Consider the following 19822-nt stretch of genomic DNA (forward strand, 5'->3'; position numbering starts at 1 on the left):
CGCGGCGGAACGCTGCTGGCAACCCCCTCCCCTTCCTAGCGTCATCGCCGAACGACAAGCGAGTGATGAAGGTGGCGCAGATGTCCGGTGAAGACGCCGGAGCGGGCCCGTCGGGACACTGGGACGGCGATACGAGGCGCGGACGCCTGAGCACCGGGGTCCGGTTACTGGAGAAGGCCGTATTCCGTGCCGGCGAGGTGAACGTGGGTGAGGCGCGGCTGTGGATACGCAAGGTCCTCGACGGTCATCCGCGCTGTGACGACGCAGTGCTTCTGCTGTCGGAGGCGATGACCAATTCCGTCGTCCACACCAACTCCCCGGTGATCGGGGTGGTGGTGCTCATGGAGGAGGACGGCCGCGTCCAGATCGAGGTCATCGACGACGGAGCTGCGACCCTGCCCTCCGCGTGCTGCCACTCCCCCGACGACCCCGACGACCCCGACGACCCCGACGGCCTCGCGGAGTCCGGACGCGGAATCCGGCTGATCCGCACGTTGTCGAGCCGGTGGGGATTCAGCGAGGAGGACCCCCGCTGCGTCGTGTGGTTCGTCCTTGATCCGTGGTGATCATGCCGTGCACGTGGTTCACACGGCCTTGAAGGGCTCCCATCATGGCCGGAAGGCGATCGATCGGCGGCCGGGACGCGGTCGATCGCCGGGACGCGGTCGATCGGGGGCGCGGCGGCGAACTTACACCAGGCTCGCGGGCATCTGATGCCGTGTTCGGGGACGGGACGCAGGTGGACGGGTGGCGGAGGGCCTCTGGGATGTGCCGCCGGGTGAACGCTCAGCGGGCAGCAGTGGCGGCGTTACCTTCCTGGGAGTGCCGTACAGGAATGTGTGCCCTTCCTGATTCTGCCTGCCGAGCGTCCTGCCGTAGTCACGGTGCCGGATGTGATCTACCGTTGACCCAAATTGCCAGGTTTTGACCATTTACGGGTGATTCTGGTGGTGGAGGAGGGGCCATGGACCAGCCGGTTCTGGAGGCGCAGCGGTGGGTCAATTCGGTCTATGGGAAGGTCGACGGGTACGAGCCCATCGTTGAGGACGGAAGGACCGGCCGGGCGACCGTGCGGGCGCTTGTACGAGCCCTGCGGCACGAGCTGGGCCTCCCCCCGGGCGACGCTTTCGGGCCGGACGCGCTGGAAGCCCTCGCCGCCGCGTACCCGATGGTCGGCGCGGGCACGGCCGATCCGAACATCATCAAGATCGTGCAGTGCGGGCTCTCCTGCAAGGGCTACGACGGCGGCGGCATGTCCGGCGCGTACGACACGGCCACCGGCACCGGCGTGACCAAGCTGCGGGCGGACATGGGGGTCGACGAGGCGTTCCCCCCGAACGGCGTCTCACCGAAGGTCTTCCAGGGCCTGCTGTCGACGGACTCGTACGTCCCCACTACTGGCGGCTCGCAGCGGATACGACAAATCCAGAAATGGTTGAACGGCACCTACGTTCACCGCAGGGACTTTCCCATCATTCCGTGCGACGGGCACTTTTCCCGCGAGGTGCGCAGGTCTTTGCTGCTCGGGATCCAGTTCGAGATCGGGATGGACGACGACACCGCGACCGGGCGGTTCGACGCCGGAACCCAGGCGGGCATCAAGGACCAGGCCGTCCTCGGCCCCGGCGCCGACGATACGGGGAAACGGTTCGTCCGCCTGTTTCAGGCTGCGATGACGTTGCACGGGTGGGACGTCCCCTTCGACGGGGAGTACACCACCGCCGTGGCGGACACGGTCGCGGAGTTCCAGGGGTTCGCGCGACTGCTGCCCGACAACGGCATCGCCGGTTACCAGACGTGGGCGTCGCTGCTCGCGAGCAACGGCGACCCCACCCGCAGGGGAACGGCATGCGCCTGCGCCACCGAGATCACCCCGGCCCGGGCGTTCGTCCTTAAGGTGGAGGGCTACCTGACCGTGGGGCGCTACCTGACGGACGCTCCCGGACCGACAGCGGACGAGCCCGTCCAGCCGGACGGGAGGACCCAACCCGACGAGAGGACCCAGCCAGACGAACGCGTCCAAACGGACGGGGGGACCCAACCGGAGGAGAGCCGGCCGGACGAGGGGATCCAGCCGGACGAACAGAGCCGGCCCTTTGAGCGGATTCAGCCGGGCGAGCTGGAGACGATCGCGTCCGGGGGGTTGAGCGCGTTCCCGATCTACCAGGCGGGCGGCCGCGACCACTTCTCGGCCAAGCAAGGAGCCGAAGACGCGCTGGCCGCCCTGGAGGCCGCTCGGGACCACGGGTTCGCACGCGGGACGACGATCTACTTCACGGTCGGCTTCGACGCGCTCGACGGCGACTTCGGCCAGCGGCTCATCCCGCACTTCCATGCGCTGGCCACGCGCATGAGGCACTACGGCGGTGAGTTCAAGATAGGCGTCCACGGCTCGCGCGACGTCTGTGGCCGCCTGGTGCGAGAGGGCCTCACCGTGTCCAGCTTCGTCGCCGACATGCCGGCCGAGTTCGGTGGCAACCTCGGCTTCCCGCTGCCCCCCGACTGGGCGTTCGACCACATATCGACCCTCACGCTCGGCACCGGTCCCGGCAGCGTCCAGATCGGCAACGCCGTGGCCTCCGGCCGGGACCCGGGCCAGTCGCTGTTCGTGTCGCCCACCCCGGCGAGCGGGCCGCTCGACGTGAACTTCGACCTGTCACGCCGCCAGGCGCTGCTGGACGACCTGAGGTCGATCGCGGGCCACGAGACGCCGGTCCGGCGGGACTCCACCGAGCACTCGCTCGATCTGGTCCTGCGGCACGACGCGCTGATCACCGGCCTGAGCCGCGCCTACCGGATGCGCAAGGCGCTGATCCAGAGCCCGATCTTCTGGGAGACCCGCTGGCTCACGCCCGAGGACGCGCCGGAGGATCTCGCCGTCACGGCGTACTACGGCTATCGCGCCGAGCTGGAAGCATGGCAGAAGCTGCCGCCCGAGCAGCAGGTGATCACCGCCGCGCCGACTCCCCCTTCTCCCCAGAAGGACGACGCGAGAACCGGCCTCGGACGGATGCTCGCGCGCTCCGCGATCACGGCGCACAACCACGCGGTCGACGCCGGCCTCGTCGAGGGAGAGCGGCTGGACCCCGATGACTGGCACGTGATGCGCGACATGTGGCGATGGCTCCGCGAGGACCCGGACCACAACATCAGCACTGTGCCGCTGATGCTCGTCAACGCCGCGCATGAGGCGGGCGTGGACAGCGACCCCCTCTCCTACGACGACACCCGGCTGAGCCAGGTGATGGCCCGATACCGGGGCACGGGGCCGGACGCCGAGCGGTACGGGCGCGAGCTGCCGGCCGTCTACGCGGTGTTCGAGAAGCACAACGCCTTGCTCAGATAGCGTCACACCCGTCGAACCGCCTTCCCGAGACGCTGGCGCCTCACATCACATGCCGACGCCGGCCCGCCGCCGTCACGTGTCGACGTCGGCCTGCGGCCGGCCGCCGGACAGGAGCGGGTAGCCGGGCCCCCGGTCGAAGAAGGTAGCCGGCCGGGCGGTACGGAGCTCCGCGCGGAGCCTGTCGGTGGCTTCGAGGTCGGCCCGGAGGTCGCCGCCCGAGCCGGCCAAGCCGCCCGAGCCGCCCGAGCCAGCCGGACCAGCCGAACCGCCCGAACCAGCCGAACCGCCCGAGCCAGCCGGGCCGTCCAGGCCGGCCGGGTCGTGCAGGATGACGCCGTAGTCGTCGCGTGCCGCTTCCACCGACACCTTGCCGTCGCGGACGTCCGCCGCCACCAGCGCCGGGTCGCGGTCGTACGGCGAGCCCCACCCGCCGCCCCCGGTGGTCCTGACCCGGACGATCTCGCCCTCCTTCACCGGGAAGTCGTCGACCAGCCCCTCCATCTCCCGGTCTCCGACGGTCACGAGGAACGGGCGGCCGGCCCTGCCGCCGTTCACTCCCCAGCACGCGAGGATCGAGCGGTCGGCGATGGACATGAAGGAGGCGTCACGCAGCATGCGGATGTGCTTGTCGTACCCGAGCCCGCCGCGATAGAGCCCCGCCCCGCCGGAGTCGCGGGCGAGCCCGAGCCGCTCGACCCGGAACGGCCAGCGCGACTCGGCGAACTCAACGGGGATGTTGCGCGAGTCGGGGACGACGTGGATGGTGTCCTCCCCGTCGGCGTACCAGCGCCCTCCCGAGCCGCCGCCGAGCACCTCCCGCATGAGGTACGGCCGCCCGTCGTGGTCGTCCCCGTACACGCCGGTGTAGCGGATGGTCTCCTGGTCGGCGGGCATGCGCCCGCCGGTGGCCTTGGCGAGCACCCCGGCGAGCACGCCGAGCAGGCGCAGGATGACGAACGTGCGCGCGTTCGTCGGCGCCGGGAAGATCGGCGTGAGCAGGGTGCCCTTCTCGGGGAACCTCATCTCGATCAGGGGGACGACGCCCTCGTTGACGTCCAGCTCCGCCATCCGCTCCGGGGTGTCGGCGAGGTTGCGCAGGATGGGCGCCAGCCACTTCTTCAGGAACACCCCGTCGGCGTAGTCGCCGGCGTGGTTGATCGGGCCCTTGGCCTGCGGCGAGGTGCCGGTGAAGTCGATGACGAGCGGCTTGTCCGCCGCGTGGTCGACGGTCAGCGTGATGCGCTGGGCGTGCAGTTTCGGCTCGTCCACGCCGTCGTGCTCGGCGTAGTCCTCCCAGACGTGGACCCCCTCGGGGATCTTGGCGAGCAGCTCGCGGCGGAACGTCTCGGTGGTGTTGGAGATGATCGCGTCGAAGCACGCCTCGACCGCCGCCCTGCCGTACCTGCCGAACAGCTCGCCGAGGCGGCGGGCGCCCATCAGGCAGGCCGAGCACTCCGCGTCGAGGTCTCCTGCCAGGGAGTCGGGCATGCGGGAGTTGCGGGTCATGATGGTCAGCGCGGCGCGGTTGGGCTCGCCGCGGTCCCACAGCTTGATCGGGGGGACCATCAGCCCCTCCTCGAACGCGCTGCGCGCGTGGGAGGGCATGGAGCCGGGCACCGCCCCGCCGATGTCGTCATGATGGCCGAAGGCCTGCACGAACGCGACCACCTCGCCGTCGTGGAACACCGGCACGGTGACGCACAGGTCGGGGAGGTGGCCGATGCCGCCCTCGGACAGGTAGACGTCGTTGTGGAAGAAGACGTCACCCGGGTTCATCTCCGAGACCGGGAAGTCGCGCACGATCGGCTGCACGAGGGCGGAGTACGAGCGGCCGGTCAGCTTGCGCAGCCGTACGTCGTGGATGCCCGCCCGGAAGTCGTGCGCGTCGCGGATCATCGGGGAGCGGGCCGTGCGGGCGATCGCCGTCTCGACCTCCATCTCCACCGACGCGAGCGTTCCCTCGACGATCTCGACCAGCACCGGGTCAACGGTTGTCACTCGCCCGCTCCGTCCTTGTGCGCGGTGGCCCGGCGGACCACGAGGTTGGCGTGCCGGTCCACCTCGGCGGTGAAGCCCGGATGCAGCGGCAGGGTGGAGCCGTACTCCTCGATCACCGCGGGCCCGGTGACGACGTCGCCGCGGCGCAGGTCGCCACGCCGGTGGACCGGCGCGGTCCACCAGCCGTTCTGGTGGAGCGGCGAGCCCGGGTCCTCGTCGAAGTACACCGCCCGCTCCCCCGCGGGTGCCGCCGCCGCGCCGTCCGCCGGGGGAAGCTCGCGGATGACGGGCCGGGTGATGGGGCCGATGCCGGAGACCCGCAGGTTGACCCATTCGACGGCGTGCCGGGGATCGTCGCGGTAGCCGTACCCGTAGAGCTTGTGGTGGGCCTCGTGGAACCGGTCGAGCACCTCCGCGCGCCACGCCTCGTCGATCGGGCCGGCGGGGGCGGGCACGCGCACCTCGTACGCCTGGCCGTAGTAGCGCAGGTCGGCGCTGCGCGCGTAGACGTGTCGGCCGGCGGGAAACCCCTCGCGGTCGAGCGTGGCGGCGGCCTGGGCCTCCAGGTCGCCGAGGATGCCCGCCGCCGTGCCCAGGGAGAGCTCGCGGGTCACGTGCGTGCGGACGTAGTCGTTCTTCACGTCCACGGTGAGCAGCCCGAACGCCGACACGTTGCCGGGGTTGGGCGGGACGACGACCGCCGGGACCGACAGGATGTCGATGAGGCGGCAGACCAGCAGCGGCCCCGAGCCGCCGAAGGCGACCATCGGGAAGTCCCGCACGTCGAGGCCGCGCTTGACGGTGATCTGGCGGATGGCGTTGGACTGGTTGAACGCGCTGATCTCCAGGACGCCGACGGCCGTGCGCTCGGGCGACAGGCCGAGCTTGCCGGCCAGCGCCTCGATGCCGGCCCTGGCCGCGTCCGCGTCCAGCGGGATCTCGCCGCCGAGCAGGTGGGGCGGCACGCGGCCGAGGTAGACGTGCGCGTCGGTGACCGTGACCTCGGTGCCGCCCTTGCCGTAGCAGATGGGGCCCGGGTCGGCGCCGGCCGACTTGGGCCCGACCTTGAGCGTGTCCTCGGGCGAGATCCAGGCGATGGAGCCGCCGCCCGCGCCGACGGTCACGATGTCGATCATCGGGATCTTGCACGGGTACCGGCCGATGGAGCCCTCGGTGGTGAGGGACGGCTCGCCGTCGACGACGACCGCGACGTCCGTCGAGGTGCCGCCGCCGTCGAGGGTGATGACCGACGGGTGCCCGCCCGTGCCCGCGATGAGCGCGGCGCCCAGCGCGCCCGCGGCCGGGCCCGACAGCACCGTCGTGATCGGCTGGTGGACGACCTCCGTCGCCGACAGCACCCCGCCGTTGCTCTTCATCACCGAGAACGGCATGCCGAGGCGCGAGGACAGGTTCGCGATGTAGCGGCGCATGGTGGGCTTGACCGCCGCGTCGACCAGGGTGGTGACCGAGCGCTCGTACTCGCGGTACTCGCGGAGCACGTCGCTCGACAGGGACACGACGGCGCCGGGGTGCTCCCGTTCGAGCACCTCGCGCATGCGCCGCTCGTGCGCGGGGTTGGCGTAGGAGTGCAGGAAGCACACGCCGAGCGCGGTGACGCCGCGGTCGCGGAACCACCGTGCCACCCGCACCGCTTCCTCCTCGTCGAACGGCCGCACCTCCTCGCCGAGGTGGTCGAGCCGCCCGCCGACCGTCTTCACCCGGTGTACGGGCACGATGCGCGGCGGCTTGACCCAGAAGTAGGAGTTGCCGTAGCCGTCCGGCACGCTCTGCCGGGCGATCTCCAGGATGAACTCGAATCCCTCTGTGGTGACGAAGCCCAGGTCGACCGGACGGTCTTCGAGCAGCTGGTTGGTCGCCACGGTCGTGCCGTGCACGATGCCGCCGACCTCCGACAGGCTCCTGCCCGCCAGTACCTTGTGCACGCCGTTCATGAACCCGTCGGCGGGGTTGGCCGGAGTGGAGGGGGTCTTGGTCGTGGTGATCTCACCGGTCTGCTCGTCCACCGCGACCACGTCGGTGAACGTGCCCCCGGTGTCGACGCCGATTCGGACGGTGCGCATGCCTTCAGTGTCTACTGAACCGCTCCGGATTGCGGAATCAGCAACATCCGCCAAGGAATCGGCCACTCGTAGGCAGGTATAGCCCTGCATTCAGGCGACCCTGGTCCCGTGGAACCTCTTGCCCGCGCGAGCGGTAGGAAGGGCATGGAGCGACGCGAATTCCTGAAGGTGACCGGCGGCCTCGCCGGCGCGGCACTGCTCACGTCCTGCGCGCGGCCTCCCGCCGCCGCACCGGCGTCCCCCGCGGGCACGCCCCGGCCCTCCGCCCACGTGCTCTTCGCCGACGTCTCGGACCGTCTGTCCGCCCTCGACACCCGCTCAGGGGCGACGATCTTCTCCACGGCGCGGCCGGTCGCGGGAGCGGCCTGGTATCGCCTGTACACCGTGTCCGCGGCGGGCGAACTGCTGACCCTCGACTCCGTGACCGGCAGGGAGCTGAGCCGCGCCACCGTCCCACGTGGCGTGGTCGCACGTGTGGTGTCGCCGCTCGGGGACGTCGTGGCCCTCGGCGCCCCTCCCCCGGCCTCGCCGTACGGCCGGCCGGGGCGGCGCTCGACGACGCTCGTCGTCGCCGATCCATCCGGGTCCACGGCTCCCAAGGTCGTACGGCTGAAGGGCAACTTCGAGCCCGACGCCTTCTCCACCGACGGGAAGGCGCTGTTCCTCCTTGAGTACCTGCCCGCGACCTCGCCGGAGAGCTACCGCGTCAAGGCCTACGACATCGAGCGAGGCGCGTTCTCGCCCCTGTTCACCCGCGAGAAGCGGCCCGTGCCGGCGGGGGCCGAGGAGACGATGCGGGGTGACGGGCGGGTCGCCGTGCTGTCGCCCGGCCGCGATCGGCTCTACACGCTCTACACCCACCAGCCCAACCACCTGCACACCCGCGACCTGGTCGCGGGCAGGACCACGGGGGTCCACGCGTTCGTCCACGTGCTCGACCTCGGCCAGCGGTGGGCCTACTGCCTCGACCTGCCGGAACCGTTCGGACGCGGCCCGGCGGAGGGCCACACGCTGGCGGTGTCCGCCGCCGCCCTGTACGTCTACGACGGAGGCAGCGGCATCCTGCTCCGGGCGAGCACCGAGTCGCTGGAGGTCGAGAGGACGGTCGTCGTCGGCGCGTCGTCCGGCGCCGCGTCGGCGGCGTCGGAAGGCGCTTCGCTGTACGTCGCCGCCGGGCCGTCCGTGCGGTCGATCGATCCCGGCTCGCTCGCCGTGCGGGGCGAGTGGCGCCTGCCGGCGGCCGCCCGCGGCGTCGCGGTGACCCCGGACGAGCGCGCCTTCTACGCGGGCGTCCCCGGCGGCGTCGTACGGTTCGACGGCCGGACGGGGCGCGAGGTCTCCCGCATCGCGGTCCCGGGCATCTCCCTGCTCCGTCACGCGGCGACGCGCCCGGACGGGTGACCGGCTCGACCGGCCCGGACCGGTCATGCCCGCCCGCCGGCCCGGCGGCCGGGCTGTATGCTGACGCCCCGTGAGTGAAATGTCCGCCCTGTCCGCCGTGCCCGCGCATCCCCACCGCGACGGCGTGCTGAGGTTCTTCCACGGCCCCATGGACTGCGGCAAGTCCACGCTGGCGTTGCAGATGAACTACAACCACGGCCGCCAGGGCAGGCGGGGACTGGTGCTCACCAAGCACGACCGCTCGGGCGGCCCCAAGGTCACCAGCCGCATAGGGCTTGGGCTCGAAGCCATCGAGGTCGTCGACGATCTCGACCTGGTGGAGCTCGTGCTGGCACACGACCGCGTCGACTACCTGATCTGCGACGAGGCGTGCTTCTACACGGTCGCCCAGATCGAGCAGCTGGCCGACCTGGTCGACGAGCACGGCGTCGACGTCTACGCCTTCGGCCTGGCCTCGGACTTCCGGTCGCGGATGTTCCCCGCCGCGCAGCGCCTGTTCGAGCTGGCCGACGAGGTGTCGCGGTTGCAGGTCGAGGTGCTCTGCTGGTGCGGGCGCGAGGGCAGGCTCAACGCCCGCGTGGTGAACGGGCTGATGGCGCGCACGGGTGAGCAGGTCGTCATCGCCGACACCGACGGCGCGCAGGTGCACTACCGCGTGCTGTGTCGCCGGCACTATCGCACCGGCGACCTCGGCCCGTCAGTACAGGCGCAGCACCTGTCCCCCTCGCCCGCCTGACGTCAGACGGAGCAGGCCTCGCCCTGGTCCGGCGGCGCCTGGCCGGTGAGCGAGGCGACCTCCTCCAGGGCTGCGAGGAGCGTGTCCTCGGGCTGCGCGCCCGAGACGGCGTACTTGCCCTCGAAGAGGAAGAGCGGCACGCCGCTGATGCCGAGCTCGCGGGCCCGGTCGATCTGCGCGCGGGTCTCCTCGGCGCCGTCCTCACCGTCCAGGGACACCTGGACCCCCACCTCGCCCGCCAGCTTGGCGAGGGTCTCCCGGCTGCCGATGTCCAGGCCGTCGCTGAAGTAGGCGCGGAACAGGCGCTGGGCCATCTGCTCGCCCTTGCCCTGTTCGGTCGCGGCCAGGATCAGCCGGTGGGCGTCGAAGGAGTTGGCCTGCACGGCGTGGTCCATGTGCAGGTCGAGGCCGGACTCGGCGGCCACCCCTGTCACCCGGCCGGTGAGCTGCCGCGTCTGCTCCGGCCCGCCGAACTTGCGCTCCATCCACGTGGTGAGCGGCTCGCCGAGGGACTCGGCGTCCGGCGCGAGCTGGAACGGCCGCAGCCGCACCTCGACCTCACCGCCCTGCTCACGGTAGCGCTCGGCTGCGCGCGTGAAGCGCGTGTGGCCGATGTAGCACCAAGGGCATACGACATCAGAAAAAATCTCAACTTTCACATGATGCTCAACCGCGGCAAACTAGCCAAACATTCCGTCAGGGGGCAGAGGAGATGTCGTCCATGCGGGCCGCGAGCTGCTGGGGGTCGCCGCCGAGCAACGCGGACGTCGCGCGCCACCAGGCGAACCACTCGCCGCTGCGCCACATCCAGTCGACGCGCTCGATCGCGGCGATGACGTCGCCCTTCGCCTGCCACCACGGACCGACCTGCTCGCCCGTGGCGCCGTGGCGCAGCGCCCAGTGACGCAGTTGCTCGGCCGCGTGCTGGTCGACGGTCACGGCGTACGGATCGGGGTCCTCGCCGGGAAGCTGGTGAGGGCCGAGCCCCGCCGCCACTCCCCAGCTCCACTGGGCCTCGGCGGGTCTTGAGTAACGCAGCGAGGAGAAGTCGAGGTGCGACCCGAGCTCGCCGCCGGGCCGCTCCGTCACCACCGCGTCAAGGCGGCCGCCCGCGTCGAACGAGACGACCAGCCGCTGCCCCGCGGCGACCCCGCCGGGGAGGTCGACGCGGTCCTCTCCCTGCCAGGAGTTGAGGTCCACCGACCCGATCGGCGCGCCCCACGCCACGTCGGCGGTGTCGTCCGCGATCCACGCGGCCAGCATCTCCAGCACGGTGAGGTCGGTCCACGGCTCGATGGCGGTGTTGGCGGCGAGCACCTCGTCGGGGGCCGGTATCTTCCCGCCCCGGCCGGCCGCCCACCATTCCCTGCCGAGCGCGCCGGTGCCGACGAGCAGGCCGGCGATCGCGGCGAGCTCCGAGGACCTCCTGGTGAGGGCGGCGCCCTGCGCCAGTTCCACGCAGCGCGCCACGCGGTCGTCGCCGAGCGCGGCTCTCGCTTCGCGCAGCAGCAACGCGGCCGTCGGATGCTGCTCACCCAGCAGATCGTGGATGAGTCGCCGGGCCTCCGATCGAGCATCCTCTGCACGAAACTCACGCATATCACCACGTTACGCCCAGAGATCCTCTTCCGCGAGGTTCCGTAACAACCCTGGGATCTACCTGACACGTACGGCGGATCGCGCCCGCGCCCTCGCTACGGCGCCTCGCCTGCCGCCCGCGATGGACTCCGCGAAGGCGGTCGCGGCGTGCTCCGGCCCGGCGCTCGGGCGCCTCCCGTGCCCGGGCCAGTACGGCCGCGCGGCCCCGGAACCGCCCCGGCACCGGGGCAAAGGCTCGGGCAACCGCCCGCACCCGGACTTGTGAACGTTGCCGGGAACAGGCGAAAGATCTAAGGAGGGCCGTTATCGCCCGCGGCCGGTGCGGCCGAGCAGCCACCCGATGACGGCGCTGCCGAGGGCGACGCCCGCGCCCATGCCGAAGGCGGTCAGCACCGGCCAGACCGGGGTGCCGCTTCGTCGCTCGGACGCCCGCGCCGCCTCGCCACGGGGCCGCTCGAAGACCTGCCCGGCCTCGTGCCGCTCCACTACCCGGGCCGCACCGCCATCCGCCATCCGGGCCGTACCGCCATCCGCCACCTGGGCCGCACCGCCATCGGTCACCAGGGCCGTGCCGCCGTTCGTGGCCGGGATCGTGGAGGGCAGGAGCGCCAGGCCGCCGGGAGCCTCCGCCGGAACGGAGCCCACCTGGAGGTGCTGCTCGACGGCGTTGAAGAACTCCCCGGCGGTCTTCTTCGCGACGGAGCCGAGCATGCGCTGGCCCACCCCGCCGATCATGCCGCCGACGACCGCCTCGGCGTCGTAGTCGACCCGGGTCGCGCCGCCGTCGACCTCGCTCAGCGAGATGCGCACGGTGGCGTCCACGGTGCCGGGCGCTCCGGCGCCCCGCGCGCGGAGCGTGAACCGCTCGGGCTCCTCGGGGTCGGAGAGCGCGACCTCGCCCTGGTAGACGCCCTTGATGGAGGCGACGCCCGCGGTGACCGTCATGCGGTAGGTGTCGCCGCCCGTGGCCTCCAGCCGCTCGCACCCCGGGATGGTGCGCACCAGCACCGCCGGATCCTGCAGGGCGGCCCACACGCGACCTCGGTCGACTCCGACCACGGCACTGCCAACGACCTTCATGGACACCTCCGATGCCGAGAGACTAGAGACCGACCGGCGACGCGGATAAGGGCAACTTCTGCCCGCCGATGACGCTGGGACTCGTCAGGTCTCGCTGGCTCACCGCCATCCGTCTCGCGTGGGGATCACGTTAACACCGCCGCGACCCGGCCGCCTTGAAGGCGACCACCACCATTCACGAGACAATCACCGGAAATTATCCCGAAATCGTCCCGAGTTTGATCCAAATTCATGAGCAGCCTTCGCCTTTGTCGGCGTTCGGGATATAACTAGCCAATTGTTCCGCAGCTTGCGGAGGGGCGGACGCGCAAGGGGACGGTTCACCGTGAGTGCTCAAACGGCGGGGCTTCAGTTCTCTGTCCTCGGCCCGCTCACCGCGACCCGCGACGGGGAGCGGCTCGACCTCGGCGGCAGCCGCGTCAAGGCGGTCGTCGCGACCCTGCTCATCGCCCAGGGCAAGGTGGTGACCGCCGAACGGATCGTCGAGGCGGTCTGGGGCGAGCAGGCCCCGAACAGCGTCATGGCCAGCCTGTATTCCTACGTCACCAAACTGCGCAAGTCCCTCGAACCCGGTCGGCCGTCGCGGGCGCCCACCGGCATCCTCGACCGTCAGGGCCCCGGGTACGTGCTGCGCGTCAGGCCCGAGTCGGTGGACGCCGAGCGCTTCGCCGCGCTGGCCGAGCGCGGCGCCCGGCTGCTGGCCGAGGACCCGGCCACCGCGGCGGAGAGCCTTCAGACCGCGCTCGGGCTGTGGCGCGGGCCCGCGTACGTCGACCTGGGCGACAGCGACGTGGCCACGGCCGAGGTCGCCCGGCTGGAGAACGCGCGGCTGGCCGCCCGCCAGGACCACGCGGCGGCCCTGCTCGCCATGGGCAGCGCCGTCCCGGCCGTGGGCGAACTGGAGGCTCTGGTCCGCCAGCACCCGCTCGCCGAGCGCTCCTGGGAACTGCTGGCCCTCGCCCTGTACCGAGGGGGACGGCAGGGAGACGCGCTCGCCGCGTTGCGCGCCGCGCGTGAGCGGCTGATCGACGAGCTGGGCGTGGACCCCGGCCCCTCGCTGCGCGCCATGGAGACCGCGGTGCTCCGGCAGGACCCCGCCCTGGACTGGCAGCGTCCCCGCGAGACCGTGGCGCTCGCCGAGCCGGTCGAGCAGCGCGAGGCCCCCGGACCCCGGCTCCCCGCGCCGCTGACCCGCCTCATCGGGGGCGAGGGCGCCGTGAGCACGGTGACGGGGCTCCTCGCGACGCACCGGCTGGTGACGATCACCGGCGTCGGCGGCGCCGGCAAGAGCCGCCTGGCCCTGGAAGTCGCCCACCAGCACGCCGGCCGGGCGGAGGGCGAGGGGCCGTGGCTGGCCCTGCTCGCCGACGTGGCCGACGAAGCGCTGCTCCCGTGCGCCATCGGCGCGGCCATGGGCACCGCGATCACCAAGAGCGCGGACGACCTCGCGGCCTCGATCGGCGACCGCCAGACGCTCCTCCTGCTGGACAACTGCGAGCACCTGGTCGACGCGGTGGCGGGCCTCGCGGAGGGCCTGCTGTCCCGGTGTCCCGGCCTGCGGCTGCTGGCCACCAGCAGGGAGCCGCTGTCGATCGCCGGAGAGGCTACCTGGGATCTGCCGCCGCTGGACCCCGACGGCACCGGCGTCGAGCTCTTCGTGGAACGCTCCCGCGCGGTGCGCCCCGGCTGGCGGCCCCGGCACGCCGAGCGCGAGCTGATCTCCCGGATCTGCCGCGAGCTGGACGGCCTTCCCCTGGCGATCGAGCTGGCGGCGGCCCAGACGCGCGTCCTGTCGCTGCGGCAGATCGAGGAAGGGCTCAACGACCGCTTCGCGCTGCTGGCCGGGGGGTCGCGTACCGCTCCGGCGCGCCATCGCAGCCTGGAGGCGGCCATCGAGTCGAGCGTGCGCCTGCTCACCCCGGCCGAGCGGCGGCTCCTCGGTTGCCTCAGCGTGTTCGAGGGCGGGTTCGACCTGGAGGCCGCCGAACGGCTGGACGACCGCCCGCCCGTGCTGCCCCGGCTGAGCGGGCTGGTCTCCAAGTCGCTCGTCACCGTGGACGGAGGAACGCCCCGCCGCTACCGCATGCTGGAGACGATCCGGCAGTACGCCCTGCGCACGCTGCCCGGCGACGAGGTGCCCGGCTGGGCCGGACGGCACGTCGCGTGGGCGGTCGAGCTGGCCGAGACCGCCGACCGGCGACTTCGGAGTTTCGACGGCGAGCTGTGGATGCGCAGGCTCCGGTACGAGCAGGCCAACATGCGCACCGCGCTCGCCCACGCTCTGGCCTCCGGCGACGGGGACTCCGCGCTTCGCGTCTCCACGGCGCTGGCCTGGCACTGGTACCGCGCCGGGAACGTGCACGAGGGCATCGGGTGGCTGTCCAAGGCGCTGGACTCCGCGGGCCCCGACCACCCGGGCCGGGGACAGGCGCTGATCGGACGGGCGCTGCTCCGCTACCTCGCCGGCGACCCGATCACCGCCAACGACGACGTAGAGATCGCGCTGCGGCAGGCCGAGGCCGTCGGCGACATCGAGGTCATGGCGCGCGCCCTGCCGTACAGGGGGTACTTCCTGCAGCTCAGCGGCAACCCCAGCCAGGCGCAGCTCGCCCTGTCCGAGGGATGGAAGCACGTGCGCGCCGCGGGCCTGCCGTGGGTGGAGGCGGAGCTCATGATGGTGCGCGGGCAGATCACCCGCGTCGCCGGGGACCCCGCCCTGGCCGCGGGCCAGCTCGTGCAGGCGGCCGACATCGCCGAGGCGTGCGGCCACGACTGGGCGTACTGCTCGTCCGGCTGGATCGGCGCGAAGGTCGCCATGGACCTCGGGGACGCGGACCGGGCCGTGCAGCAGGCGGCGCGGCTGGTGGTGCACCTCGACCGCACCGAGGACATGACCTCGTGGCTCGCGTGCGCCCACGTGCTCGCGGGGGCACTCGGCATGGCGGGCCGGGCGATGGAGGGCGCCGTGCTGCTCGGCGCGGTGTCGGCCATCGGCTCGCGCGTGGGCTACTCGCCCCAGCTGATGGACCCGCTCGACGGCCCGCGCAACGTCGCCGTGGTGCGCGCGCCGCTGACGCCGGAGGCGTACGAGGAGGCGACGGCCATGGGGGCGAGCCTCACCAAGGAGGACACCACCGCGACGGCCCGCCGCCTCATCGTCCGCTCCCCCGGCGAGCAGGACCACCGGCCGGTGCTCCGCATCGACCACTCCTGAGCCGCCCCGGGCGGGCCGGCGCTAAGGAAGTTCCTCCGGATCTCGGGTCATCGCCGTCCCGCCGTTGAGGCTGTACGGGCGGCGGGCGCCGGACACGATCGCGCGGTGCCCGGCGACGACGCCGTTGTGGTAGCGGTTGCCGGGCCTCGGGCGCTCCCCCGGCGCCCGCTGGTGCTCCCAGGAGTCCAGGCGCCGCCGCAGCTCGGCGCGGTCGATGAAACGCGCCTCTTCCATCGCCGCCAGCGTCACGCTTCCGTACGCGCCGGCGAACGCCCCGCTCATCAGACGCGCGATCAGGCGCTGATCGGTGCGGGGAACCTTGGACACGGCCTCGCGGATGTGCCGCCGGAAGGCGTCGTGGTCCTGAAGCTCCTCGTCGATCATCGCCTGGTTCAGCGGAGGGTAAGGGCTGTCGGGGCAGAGCCGCGCGGCCCTGGCGAGGAAGGCCCGCGCCCGTTCGTGGTCCTTGGGCGGGGCGAGCGAGATGAGCGCCGCCTCCACCAGCAGGCCGCCGGCCGCCTCCCGCGCGTGCGCGACGTCCTCGCGACGCGCCTGCGCGACGTCCTCGTGCCGCGCGTGCCGGGGCTCCGCGTGCGGTGCCTGTACGGGCTCCGCGAGGTGCGCGCGGCCCGGCGGGGCGATGAGGGCCTGCCCGTGTTCGAGCAGCTCGCAGGCCGCGGCGCGGTCGCTCTCCGCCAGGACGTGCGCCAGGGAGATCCACGCCTCGGCCACCAGAGGCCGGTGGGCGAGGACGGTCTGGAACGCGCGCTGGGCCCCCGGCTCGTCCCCCATCTCCATCAGGCACGTACCGAACAGGTACCAGGCGAGGGGCGCGGGATCGGCGCCCGGATCGGGCAGCGCGGCCACGGACGCGGTCAGCTCGGCCGCCGCCTCGGAGTACCGCCCGAACGACAGGTGCAGGCGCGCGCGCTGGATCGCCACGCGGGCACGCCTGCGCGGATCCGTCACCACCGCGGCCGCGAGGTCGAGCGCCCACGCCGCGTCCTTCCTGCTCACTCCGTGGTCGATCCATATCTGCGCGGCGTTCGTCAGGACCACCGGGTCGTTCGGTGACACCTGCAGCAGGGCGCCGTACCGCCGCAGGGCCTCCGCCGGCATGCCGTCGGCGTGGTGCCGGATCGCCGCGTCCAGGTCCTCCCCATACTGGCGCCACTGCGACTCGGCCGGCTCGCGCCCGTGCTCGTCCCTGCGTTTGAGCGACGCCCTGTGCGAGTGCAGCGCGCGTACGACGGCGAGCCCGGCGACGGCGATGAGCGGCCCTGTGCCTTCCCTGACTTCTTCGCCGCCCATGGCCCTCTTCCGTCAGTACTCGTCGATGTTGACGATGGGACCCGTCAGACCGGCCCCCATGCGCGCGGGGGTGACACGGACCCGGCGCGGGATGTCGCGCCCGCCCGACGCGGCGTCCGGCACGCTGATCCACGCCTCGGTCACGACGTCCTTCGAGCGCACGGTCACCTGGCGGAACAGGTGTCTTCTCAGGTCGCGGTGCTCATGCTCGATGACGTCCTCGAACAGCGGCGCCGAGACGGCGACGGCCAGGTCGGCGTCCGGGTGCTCGTCGAGCGCGCCCCGCAGCTCGTCGCTGTCGCGCAGGCTGCGGACCATGTTGACCGCCCTGCCGGTGAACCCGCCGTCGCCCACCCGGGTCGGGCCCTGGTGGAAGGCCACGCGCAGCCGCAGCCGCAGGGGCGCGTTCTTGCCGAGATGGCGGTTGCGCTGGCGCAGGGCGATGCGGAGCTCGCCGGCGAACCCGGCGATGACGCGGGCCTCGTGCACCCCCGACGGCAGCAGCAGGACCACCCCGTCGCCCTGCTCCCCGCGCAACATGACGGTCCCGGGCACCAGGGGCGCGCCTCCCTCGGCGAAGTAGAGCCGGTCGAGGCCCGCCTGCCTGCTCGCGTCGGCGATCACCTCGGTGAGCCGGCGCCGGATCTCCCTCTGCCCGGGATCGTGCCAGAACCCGTGGTCGTGGACGTCGAGGGCGATGCACAGCCGGCGGACCTCTCCGCTCAGGTCGTTCAACGGTTCTCTCCTTTGGACGGGGCGGCGCTGCTGGAGTTCACACAGCGTCCCGCCCCGGTCACGCCGGAACCTCATAATCCAACGGGTTCTCGCCGAGTCCCGCGAAGGTCTGCAGCCTGCGGATGTCGTGGACGACGATGCGCCGGTAGCCCGTGCCGAGGACCCCTGCCCTCCGCAGCACGGTCAGGGCCTTGTGCACGGTCGGGTCGGCGGCCCCCACGAGCGCCGCGAGCTCCGGCTGCGTGAGGGCGACGCCGATCATGACGCCCTCGCTCACCGGCTCGCCGTACGACCACGCCAGCTCGACGATGACGCGGGACAGCCGCGTGAGGGTCGAGAACGTGCCGTACTCGACCCGGCGGCGGGTGGTCCAGCGCACCTTGTCGACCACCGCCCGGTTGACGGCGAGAGCGGCCTCGGGGCAACGGCGCAGGAACGCCACGAAGGTCTCCTGGGTGATGAGCCGCACCAGGCAGGGACCCGCCGCGGTGACGGTGGCCACCCGGGGATGCCCGTCCAGGGCCGCGAACTCCCCCACGAGATCGCCGCCCACCCTTATGCCCAGCAGCGTGACCTTGCCGCTCTCGGTGTTCGCGGTGACCTTGACGCAGGCGTCCACGAGCAGGAAGACCTCGGTGGACCTGTCGCCCTCCAGCATGAGCGTCTCGCCCGCCGTCAACTGGCGGGGGCGTCCCAGCCCGAGCAGTTCGTCCCTGGCCTCTTCGCCGAGGCCGCCGAGAAGGCTGCCGCGCGGCCACTTGCCTACCTTGCGGATCACACGGCGCCGCCCGGGTTCGGGGCCGTTCATGGTGGTCCTCCCAGCGTGACGGTGGCCGGCTTGCGGCCAGATGCTTTAAGCCGGACCCCCACCCGAGCTTTCCGACGGTCAAGAAGGCCACGTCCACGACGATCGAAGGAGCTTGGTGGCCGTTCGCCCGGAAGCCCGGCGTCCTTTCGGCGCGCTTCCGAAGCCGCGAATCTGGTTTGCTCTTCAACTGTGCGCGGGGGTCCTTGCGAAGACCTTGCGGATGGGTGACAGCGGTGGCCGCGGGCTTGCGGATCACCGCGATGGCAAGATGGCTCACCATGATCTGGGGATGGAAGGCGTTACGCGTCGCGCTCGGGCTTGGACTTATCGGGATATGTTCGGCGAGCGGCACCGTCCTCCCCGCCGCGCCGGACTCCGCACCGACCGCGTCCGGTCTGTCCGCCGCTCCCACGCCGTCCCCGTACGCGAGCTCCCCCGCCCCCTCACCGGACGCGACTCCAACGGCCGGCCCGCCCTCCCCCGCGCGGGCGGCTCAGGTGGGCGCGCTTCCCCGGCCCGGCGAGGTCGACCGCGTACGCGGGCGCGCCGGCCGGCCTCCGGTGGTGACCGCCATCCCGACCAGGCGCAAGGTCGTCTTCCTCACCATCGACGACGGCTGGGAGCAGGATCCGGGGTTCGTCAGGCTGGTCAGGGAGCGCGCGGTCCCGATCACCGTGTTCGCCATGCGCGACGCGGTGGAGGCCAGGGGCATGCCGGACCCGTCGGCGGCCGGCGGGCACTACGTGGGCGCGGGCAAGTGGTCCTACTTCCGCGAGCTGCGCGACCTGGGCGTGCCGATCGAGGACCACACGCTCACCCACCCCGACCTGTGGGGCCTCGGGTACACGGCGCAGAAGGCCGAGATCTGCGGCTCCGCCAAGACCATCACCAGGCAGGTGGGGCGGCGCCCCGTGCTCTTCCGCCCGCCGTTCGGCAACTTCAACGACACCACCCTTCGCGCCGTGAAGGCGTGCGACCTGTCGGCCCTGCTCCTGTGGACCGCCAGCGTCCAGCCGGGCGGGAAGATCTCCTACCAGACGCCCGACAAGAAGCTCCACCCCGGCGACATCCTGCTGCTGCACTTCCGCGCCGATCTGGCCAGGGACTTCCGCGTCCTGCTCGACAAGATCGAACGGCGCGGCTTCGAGCTCGGCAACCTGGACGCCTACCTCAGAGCGGCGGGAATCCTGCCGCCGGCTCCCTCGGACGGCGTACCCCCGAATCAGCCCGTGGGGTGACGCGCCGGGCGTGACCGGCGACGGATCATTGGACACGCCGCCGGGGAAGATCCGGGGTCCCATCCTGGGAGGACGGGGCCCGAGTCCCTTTTTGACCGGGGCACCCCGGCGAGCATTCTCGGTTCCACGGGGGACCGGGTGCCGCGAGTGGGGGGCCGGTCGCCGGCGGCCTGTACGGGGTCGCCGGGCCGGTGTGACGAAGATCGCATAACTCGCGATACCTCCCTTCCCGCTTTGCTCTACAAGCTGTAGTACTACTTTAAGTAGAACTACGA

The 19822-nt window shown here is 72.1% G+C and carries 14 protein-coding genes; 6 read left to right on the top strand and 8 right to left on the bottom strand.

Annotation, left to right across the window (positions count from 1 at the left end; genetic code table 11):
* Window positions 1-80: 80 nt before the first annotated feature.
* The gene (locus AB0O34_RS12845; protein ID WP_363915505.1) at window positions 81-566 is read left to right on the top strand and encodes an ATP-binding protein; all 486 of its coding nucleotides are present in this window, start codon (window positions 81-83) and stop codon (window positions 564-566) included.
* 398 nt (window positions 567-964) lie between these two features.
* Entirely contained in the window at window positions 965-3346 is a 2382-nt protein-coding gene (locus tag AB0O34_RS12850; protein WP_363915506.1) for a glycoside hydrolase domain-containing protein, read from the top strand.
* A 72-nt stretch (window positions 3347-3418) separates the two neighbouring features.
* Here AB0O34_RS12850 and AB0O34_RS12855 read toward each other — a convergent pair whose 3' ends face one another.
* Both AB0O34_RS12855 and AB0O34_RS12860 read right to left on the bottom strand, forming a co-directional pair.
* Window positions 3419-5344, bottom strand: a complete 1926-nt coding sequence (locus tag AB0O34_RS12855; RefSeq protein WP_363915507.1) for a hydantoinase B/oxoprolinase family protein — start codon at window positions 5342-5344, stop codon at window positions 3419-3421.
* Window positions 5341-7425, bottom strand: coding sequence for a hydantoinase/oxoprolinase family protein (locus tag AB0O34_RS12860; RefSeq protein ID WP_363915508.1), 2085 nt, complete (start codon window positions 7423-7425; stop codon window positions 5341-5343). Before AB0O34_RS12860 ends, AB0O34_RS12855 begins: the two co-directional genes overlap by 4 nt.
* 144 nt (window positions 7426-7569) lie before the next feature.
* On the opposite strand from AB0O34_RS12860, the gene AB0O34_RS12865 reads away from it, so the two are divergent.
* On the top strand, window positions 7570-8826 hold the full coding sequence (locus tag AB0O34_RS12865; RefSeq protein ID WP_363915509.1) for a hypothetical protein: 1257 nt from the start codon (window positions 7570-7572) through the stop codon (window positions 8824-8826).
* 79 nt (window positions 8827-8905) lie between these two features.
* Window positions 8906-9562 (top strand): thymidine kinase, encoded by a 657-nt coding sequence (locus AB0O34_RS12870; RefSeq protein ID WP_363915546.1) that lies wholly within the window; start codon window positions 8906-8908, stop codon window positions 9560-9562.
* A gap of 2 nt (window positions 9563-9564) precedes the next feature.
* On the opposite strand, the gene AB0O34_RS12875 is transcribed toward AB0O34_RS12870, so the two are convergent.
* From AB0O34_RS12875 to AB0O34_RS12885, 3 genes are all read right to left on the bottom strand, one after another.
* On the bottom strand, window positions 9565-10221 hold the full coding sequence (locus AB0O34_RS12875; RefSeq protein WP_363915510.1) for a DsbA family oxidoreductase: 657 nt from the start codon (window positions 10219-10221) through the stop codon (window positions 9565-9567).
* Between the two features lie 37 nt (window positions 10222-10258).
* Window positions 10259-11161 carry a hypothetical protein gene (locus AB0O34_RS12880; protein WP_363915511.1) on the bottom strand — a complete coding sequence of 301 codons (903 nt, stop codon included), beginning with the start codon at window positions 11159-11161 and terminating at the stop codon, window positions 10259-10261.
* A 303-nt stretch (window positions 11162-11464) separates the two neighbouring features.
* Window positions 11465-12241 carry a carbon monoxide dehydrogenase subunit G gene (locus AB0O34_RS12885; protein ID WP_363915512.1) on the bottom strand — a complete coding sequence of 259 codons (777 nt, stop codon included), beginning with the start codon at window positions 12239-12241 and terminating at the stop codon, window positions 11465-11467.
* Between the two features lie 325 nt (window positions 12242-12566).
* Here AB0O34_RS12885 and AB0O34_RS12890 point away from each other — a divergent pair, with 325 nt between their 5' ends.
* Window positions 12567-15455 (top strand): BTAD domain-containing putative transcriptional regulator, encoded by a 2889-nt coding sequence (locus AB0O34_RS12890; protein WP_363915513.1) that lies wholly within the window; start codon window positions 12567-12569, stop codon window positions 15453-15455.
* Window positions 15456-15476: 21 nt separating this feature from the next.
* Here AB0O34_RS12890 and AB0O34_RS12895 read toward each other — a convergent pair whose 3' ends face one another.
* The 3 genes from AB0O34_RS12895 to AB0O34_RS12905 are packed head-to-tail and all read right to left on the bottom strand — an operon-like array spanning window position 15477 to window position 18309.
* Complete coding sequence (locus AB0O34_RS12895; protein WP_363915514.1) at window positions 15477-16766, bottom strand: tetratricopeptide repeat protein; 1290 nt, start codon at window positions 16764-16766, stop codon at window positions 15477-15479.
* 12 nt (window positions 16767-16778) lie between these two features.
* Window positions 16779-17501 (bottom strand): hypothetical protein, encoded by a 723-nt coding sequence (locus AB0O34_RS12900; protein ID WP_363915515.1) that lies wholly within the window; start codon window positions 17499-17501, stop codon window positions 16779-16781.
* A 58-nt stretch (window positions 17502-17559) separates the two neighbouring features.
* Window positions 17560-18309 carry a Crp/Fnr family transcriptional regulator gene (locus AB0O34_RS12905; RefSeq protein WP_363915516.1) on the bottom strand — a complete coding sequence of 250 codons (750 nt, stop codon included), beginning with the start codon at window positions 18307-18309 and terminating at the stop codon, window positions 17560-17562.
* Window positions 18310-18806: 497 nt separating this feature from the next.
* Here AB0O34_RS12905 and AB0O34_RS12910 point away from each other — a divergent pair, with 497 nt between their 5' ends.
* A complete protein-coding gene (locus AB0O34_RS12910; RefSeq protein ID WP_363915517.1) occupies window positions 18807-19547 on the top strand; it encodes a polysaccharide deacetylase family protein in 741 nt (246 codons plus the stop codon).
* The last annotated feature ends 275 nt before the right edge of the window (window positions 19548-19822 follow it).

This window comes from Sphaerisporangium sp. NPDC088356 (assembly GCF_040685555.1).
GTDB lineage: Bacteria > Actinomycetota > Actinomycetes > Streptosporangiales > Streptosporangiaceae > Sphaerisporangium.

Coding starts and splice junctions, on each gene's coding strand:
- AB0O34_RS12845 (WP_363915505.1), top strand. CDS start 81: ATGTCCGGTGAAGACGCCGGAGCGGGCCCGTCGGGACACTGGGACGGC.
- AB0O34_RS12850 (WP_363915506.1), top strand. CDS start 965: ATGGACCAGCCGGTTCTGGAGGCGCAGCGGTGGGTCAATTCGGTCTAT.
- AB0O34_RS12860 (WP_363915508.1), bottom strand. CDS start 7,425: ATGCGCACCGTCCGAATCGGCGTCGACACCGGGGGCACGTTCACCGAC.
- AB0O34_RS12870 (WP_363915546.1), top strand. CDS start 8,906: ATGTCCGCCCTGTCCGCCGTGCCCGCGCATCCCCACCGCGACGGCGTG.
- AB0O34_RS12865 (WP_363915509.1), top strand. CDS start 7,570: ATGGAGCGACGCGAATTCCTGAAGGTGACCGGCGGCCTCGCCGGCGCG.
- AB0O34_RS12905 (WP_363915516.1), bottom strand. CDS start 18,309: ATGAACGGCCCCGAACCCGGGCGGCGCCGTGTGATCCGCAAGGTAGGC.
- AB0O34_RS12895 (WP_363915514.1), bottom strand. CDS start 16,766: ATGGGCGGCGAAGAAGTCAGGGAAGGCACAGGGCCGCTCATCGCCGTC.
- AB0O34_RS12885 (WP_363915512.1), bottom strand. CDS start 12,241: ATGAAGGTCGTTGGCAGTGCCGTGGTCGGAGTCGACCGAGGTCGCGTG.
- AB0O34_RS12880 (WP_363915511.1), bottom strand. CDS start 11,161: ATGCGTGAGTTTCGTGCAGAGGATGCTCGATCGGAGGCCCGGCGACTC.